Annotated in this window: 6 protein-coding genes and 1 pseudogene; 3 read left to right on the top strand and 4 right to left on the bottom strand. The window is 58.8% G+C overall.

Annotation, left to right across the window (positions count from 1 at the left end):
* Window positions 1-739: 739 nt before the first annotated feature.
* The 3 genes from PUT78_RS22880 to PUT78_RS22890 form a co-directional block, all read right to left on the bottom strand.
* Window positions 740-1,135, bottom strand: a complete 396-nt coding sequence (locus PUT78_RS22880; protein WP_274354536.1) for a hypothetical protein — start codon at window positions 1,133-1,135, stop codon at window positions 740-742.
* A gap of 128 nt (window positions 1,136-1,263) precedes the next feature.
* Window positions 1,264-1,731 (bottom strand): hypothetical protein, encoded by a 468-nt coding sequence (locus tag PUT78_RS22885; protein ID WP_274354537.1) that lies wholly within the window; start codon window positions 1,729-1,731, stop codon window positions 1,264-1,266.
* A gap of 124 nt (window positions 1,732-1,855) precedes the next feature.
* Entirely contained in the window at window positions 1,856-2,602 is a 747-nt protein-coding gene (locus PUT78_RS22890) for a nucleotide-binding protein (protein WP_274354538.1), read from the bottom strand.
* 298 nt (window positions 2,603-2,900) lie between these two features.
* On the opposite strand from PUT78_RS22890, the gene mobC reads away from it, so the two are divergent.
* From mobC to PUT78_RS22905, 3 genes are all read left to right on the top strand, one after another.
* Window positions 2,901-3,401, top strand: coding sequence for a plasmid mobilization relaxosome protein MobC (gene mobC, locus PUT78_RS22895; RefSeq protein ID WP_274354539.1), 501 nt, complete (start codon window positions 2,901-2,903; stop codon window positions 3,399-3,401).
* The gene (locus PUT78_RS22900) at window positions 3,391-3,678 is read left to right on the top strand and encodes a hypothetical protein (protein WP_274354540.1); all 288 of its coding nucleotides are present in this window, start codon (window positions 3,391-3,393) and stop codon (window positions 3,676-3,678) included. Before mobC ends, PUT78_RS22900 begins: the two co-directional genes overlap by 11 nt.
* A gap of 606 nt (window positions 3,679-4,284) precedes the next feature.
* A complete protein-coding gene (locus tag PUT78_RS22905) occupies window positions 4,285-4,674 on the top strand; it encodes a hypothetical protein (RefSeq protein WP_274354541.1) in 390 nt (129 codons plus the stop codon).
* Window positions 4,675-5,108: 434 nt separating this feature from the next.
* On the opposite strand, the pseudogene PUT78_RS22910 reads toward PUT78_RS22905, so the two are convergent.
* Window positions 5,109-5,223, bottom strand: a pseudogene (locus PUT78_RS22910) (IS5/IS1182 family transposase); the annotation flags it as partial.

The following is a 5,223-nucleotide window of genomic DNA, read 5'->3' on the forward strand; positions in this document are numbered from 1 at the left end:
GGTCGTTAACTGACCCATACGAAAGACTTGAGAAAACGCTTTATTCATCAAATACGCCCGATACTAAACCTTAAGGTGAATTTAATTGACCCCGCACAGTCTGCAAGCAGAAATGCGCCGGGTGGTCAGACACCGTGAGCGATTTAGCACCAAAGAACACCACACTGCTCCGGGCACACCGCGCGGATGATCACAAACGCGCATCAGGTAGAACGGTCAATACAAGCCTGACGGGTGACTTTCCTAGGCCATCGGGGGGGGGGAGTTTGAATCCCTTGTTTCTTACGCATCACTGACGGCAGAGGCGGGCACAGCAAATGGCCGCTCTGCTCATAATGCTACGCGTGCAATGCTGCGGGGGCACAGTCGGCTCTCCGCCCTTTACGTCGCTGCCCCGACACTTGCTTTACCCTGCATGATGGTCCGCAACAGGCTGTGACCAGCCGACTGCGCCTGCAGCATCTCAAGCTGGCCGGCTGTCCGGTTTTGGTGGAATTGATCATGTGCAAGTCCCGCAAGCGGAGCCGGGCTGATGCGGCTTTGCCCTGAGCCCCGACTGCACCTGCTCCCTGCCCCAAGGCGCGGCGATGTCTGTCTCATTCTGAGCCAGCGCCTCGGCCCATGGGGGCATGGTCGCATGCACGGCCAAGTCTCAACCCTGCGGGGCTGCATTCCTCTTGCAAGGGAAGAAGTGAACCTCGAACTTCTTGGTTTGTGCTGCGCGCCCCGCGCAGTGTTTTCAACTGGCGGTGTCGGGCGGCGCGTCTCGCTTGAGTTTCGGCTCCGAACGCAGCTTTGCGATCTGCGATGTGACACCATTGATCGTGACGTGCTGATGTTTGATCGCGAGCTCCAGCGTCATGCGTGAATTATCGGCCATGTCGAGCACCGCCTGAGACACTTGTATCGCGGCAATTTCCCCGAGACCCAGAAATGCGGCGAACAAGGCCAACCACATCACGGTTGACCTTGGCAGGTGTACGAACGGAGCGATGGCCCATCTGCTGTCTTGACCGGACAAGAATGCTGCGATGAAGATCACCACAGCGACCACGATCTGCAGGATGCAAAGCACTGTCAAAATCTCGAAGTAAAACCGGGCTGCTGAATACTTCGAGCGCTGTAAATCGCTCACGTCTGCGTTCCTTCTCAAGGTTGTTTTCACGAGGAGCAATTTGATCCCGGATAAAACTCGAGCGATTGCTTGGCGCCGAGGCTTGGCAACAGCGCGTGCGAGAACCTCCCACGCGCTGGCCAGCGGCCTCAAACCTCGCCCTCGACCCTGGCGATAACCTTGTCCAGGGCGTCGATCCACTGGCGCTGGAACTGGCCTGCGACCAGTTCGGATGGTTTCAGCGCCCCGAAATCCCGCGCATCGCGGGAAATGTCGGAGAGCAGCGATGCGGGCAGTTTGATGCGCTTGCGATGCACATGCGCGCGCCACCAGATACAGGGTTCGGGCTTTTGATAGCGCGGCACAAGGGTTAGGGTGTCGTTGAACTGTTGCCACGCCAAACGGAACAGGATCGCGATCTCCACACCCTGCGCGCGCAAGGCGTGGAGGCGCTCAGCATGGCGCTGCAGGGGATACAGAGCGAGCCAGATCGTGACCGCGTCATCGCAAGGGGCGGGGCCAGCTGCCACGGGGCCTGTTTCCGCAGCCTGCCGCAGGGCCGTGGTCTTGCGCGGCGCAGGCCTCTCAAGGATGTCGGCGGCTACAGGTGTAGCCACCCCACTCTCTTCCCGGGTCTTTTCTTTTTTAGGCGCATCGACAGGCTCTGGCGCGCTCAGGGGTTTGATTGCCCTGCCCATCTCGGGATCGACCCCGCGGACGGTGAGCATGGGGCGACTGCGATCAGGCATGCGCGGCCTCAGGGTTGAAGGACACGCCACTGCCCTCGGCCAGCAATTCGTTCAACACATAGGTGGCCTCTTGCAGCGCTTCCTCGAACCGGATCGCCTGCCCGCGTTTGAGCGCATTGGCATCTTCGCGCATCCGGCGCGCGATCTCGCCCAAGAGCCCCGTCTCATCCATATCCTGATAGGCCGGGCGCAGCCGCAGCGCATAGGAGAGGGGCTTGAGCTTTTGCGCAACCGTCAGCAGGTGCTGCTGCTCGGTTTGGCGCAGTTTCGATTCCCCGCTGCGGGTCCTGGAATCAAACTTGGTGATGACCGAGCAATATTTCGGCAGAAGCTCGGGCTGATCGACACGATCCGCCAAGCGCTGATACCAGGCAAAGGATTTGAGGCTGTCCTCCACATCCGTGCGCGCGAGGATCACAGGGGCCACGATGATCTGAACCTGTGCGGCGATGGTATCCGCCCAGACACCCCCACCACCTTGGGTGTCGATGATGATGAAATCCACCGCAGCTTCCTCAAACGCCTCATCAAGCATGCTGTTGAGAGCATCCATATCCAGCGTTTCCTTGCAGGACATGAGAGGCGAGCCAAAGCCCGCTTCCTGCGCGCGCATCTGCCATGAGATGAGCGCGCGGTTGGGATCGGTGTCGATCAGCAGCACGCTTTTTCCCGCATGCACGATGGCAGAGGTGAGCGCGCGCACCAATGTGGTTTTGCCGATCCCGCCCTTGCGGTTCATGGCAGCGATCAGGATCGGTGTTTTTGCGCTTACGCTGAAATCTCTCTTTGCTGAAACATAACATGCAGCGCGGGATATCCGGGTGCTGCAAAAGCTTGGGCGGCGCGGATAACACACGCCCAAGTAGATTGACAAGCACGCTTGATCGCACGCCTGCACAATCTCACACACGCACACTCCCACACGCGACACATCCACAACCAAGGCGAAAGCAAGGCTGAGCGCGAAACAGCGCGCGGCCATCGTCGCCGAAAAGCAGAGCGGCACTGGCACAAAGGCGCTTGCGGGGCGCTATGGGGTGTCGGAGCAGACCATTCGAAACATCACGCGCGACCATAAGCTGGCCCGGGCGCAGGCCAAATCCGAAACTGCGATGGTGGCCGCCCGTGTCCCCGTTATGGATATCCGGGTCTTCGAGGGGGTGATTTCGCGCCTTGGGGTTGATCAGAAATCGACCGCGCTACGCGCATTCGTCCGTCATCCAAGCGGATTTCTGACAGCGGATGCGGAACTGGCAGTGGCAGTGGGTGCGATGCGCCGCGAATTGTCAGCGATCGGCTCGAACCTCAACCAGATCGCGCGGCGGCTGAATGACCCGCGCCTGTTGCCAGAGGCACGCAAGCTGAGCCGTCGCGAAGCCGAGGTGCTGCGCGCAACACATGCCGCTGTCACCCAGTCGCGCGATCATCTGGCCGTGCTCTGGGGCAAGAAAGCGCGCAGGCGTGATGCGGCCTTCCGCGCGATCCTGGGCGAAACCCTTGTCGGAGATACTTGCCCTGAGGATGCGCATGGCGGGTAAGCCGGATGCCGTGAGCGTGGCCATGGGCACGTTGTTGGACGAGGGCTGGACGCGCGACCCGGGCGGGCGGGGCGATGAGCCTGGGCCGAAGTCATTCGGGCGTCGTTTTGGCGCGACCCGCAGCTATAAGCACATGGCGCGGGCGGCGGCGGGCAACCGGGCGGTCGTGGTCAAGCTGGTGCGCGGGGGTGGGTGTCATGACAGCCGCCAGCTTGGTAATCAGCTCGATTATCTGATGAGCAAGGCAGACCGGGTCTTTGACTCGCAGGGCACCTGAACCGCCTGCGCCGCATCCGTCGGGCCGTGAAGAAGCCGCGCGACATTTATATGGTTCTCGACGACTAAGCCACCCACAAGACGCCCGAGGTGCAGACCAGACTGGAAAACCTCCATGCTGCAAGCTGCACCTCACGAACCTTCATGGCCGTGCGACCGGCAGGGCGCTGCTGTCCGACATGACCGACGACGAAAGACATCATCAGAAAGATACCCAAAGTTCTACATTCTACGCATTCGCTTCTGACAACAGATGCAACCTCGGGCATTAGGAGTGACACAGTTTGGGTCGGACGCGCACAGGGTACGATTACCCCTAATGACTTACGAATGCCGCGACTGGTCTACTGTCAGTCGATTGGATTCCGGCGCTACGGACATCCAACAATCGGACCCCAAGCTGAGTGGCCACAACGGACGTAATCGCGACGGCGTCACCCTATACGGCGAGGCTTGACGTCTGATTGAAGCGCCACGGCATGAGGTCTTCGATGCGGTTTGCGGGTGACCGTCGAGGATGGTGCACAGAGTGGCGGCGATGTAGTCGACAGGGTTCACGTCGGACGTCTTGCTGGGGATGACGAGCGGGCCACCAATGGAAACTGGCTTGACCGTTGACGCGGTCACGGTCGGTATGGAGCGCGACGCATTGCGAGGTGGCGGTGGCATCGAGTTTGGCGAGGGTATCGAAGTGCCTGTTGGCGATGCGCTCCTCAATTCCAAACGCGATTCCCCTGGGGCAAGGTGGGAGCGGATTTTGCGGCCCGGTCCGCCCAGTTCGGAGCGCCTGCGTGCCGTCAAACGGCACTCCGTGCAAAAAACGTTTGTCCCGCAGGCAAGATCGGGTAATCTGTGGACACACGAGGCAGGCCACTTGGGGGATGCCCGTAAACATCACTTGGTGCTCCATGAAGTCAATAAACCCATGGCTACTTGCCGTATCCTTCATTTCATTTTTTACTGTCAACAGATTAAGCTTCATTATTATACCAGATGAATACTATTTTACATTCTCTGCGTTCCTACTTGACAATCGCGATTTATCCAAAGCGCCGGCGCTAATGATCAAACTCACAATGCCTTTTCTCCTCGGACTTTTCCTGACACTCACCTCATATAAGCTTTCGCTAATGCAAGCCGCAACCAGCGGCCAGAAAGGTAGTTTTCACACTTTACTGGACGAGCAAGCGGCACTCACAATAGCATTTGCCGCAGCTATCTTTGCCTTCCTAATGGCATGGCCCTACATCTTACTTTGGGACTTTCTTATCGATCCTCTGATGTATCCATATCGAACCTTATTCTTCATCTCCTATATCGCGTATATTGTTGCTTTTGCGTTCTTTGCGCTTTCTGGATCCGAGACCGCTCGAGCGCTCACCCAAATTCGTCAAGCCCCCAACCTCTCTTGGACGACTCTAGGGTCAGGACTCATAGCCAATAGATGACTGTAGCGGCGAGCGCGATGGCTGAGAGGAAGACTTTTGGGCAGCGATCATAGCGGGTTGCGACACGCCGCCAGTCCTTGAGCCTGCCAAACATGATT

It is taken from the genome of Roseinatronobacter alkalisoli (assembly GCF_028745735.1).
Classification (GTDB): Bacteria; Pseudomonadota; Alphaproteobacteria; order Rhodobacterales; family Rhodobacteraceae; genus Roseinatronobacter; species Roseinatronobacter alkalisoli.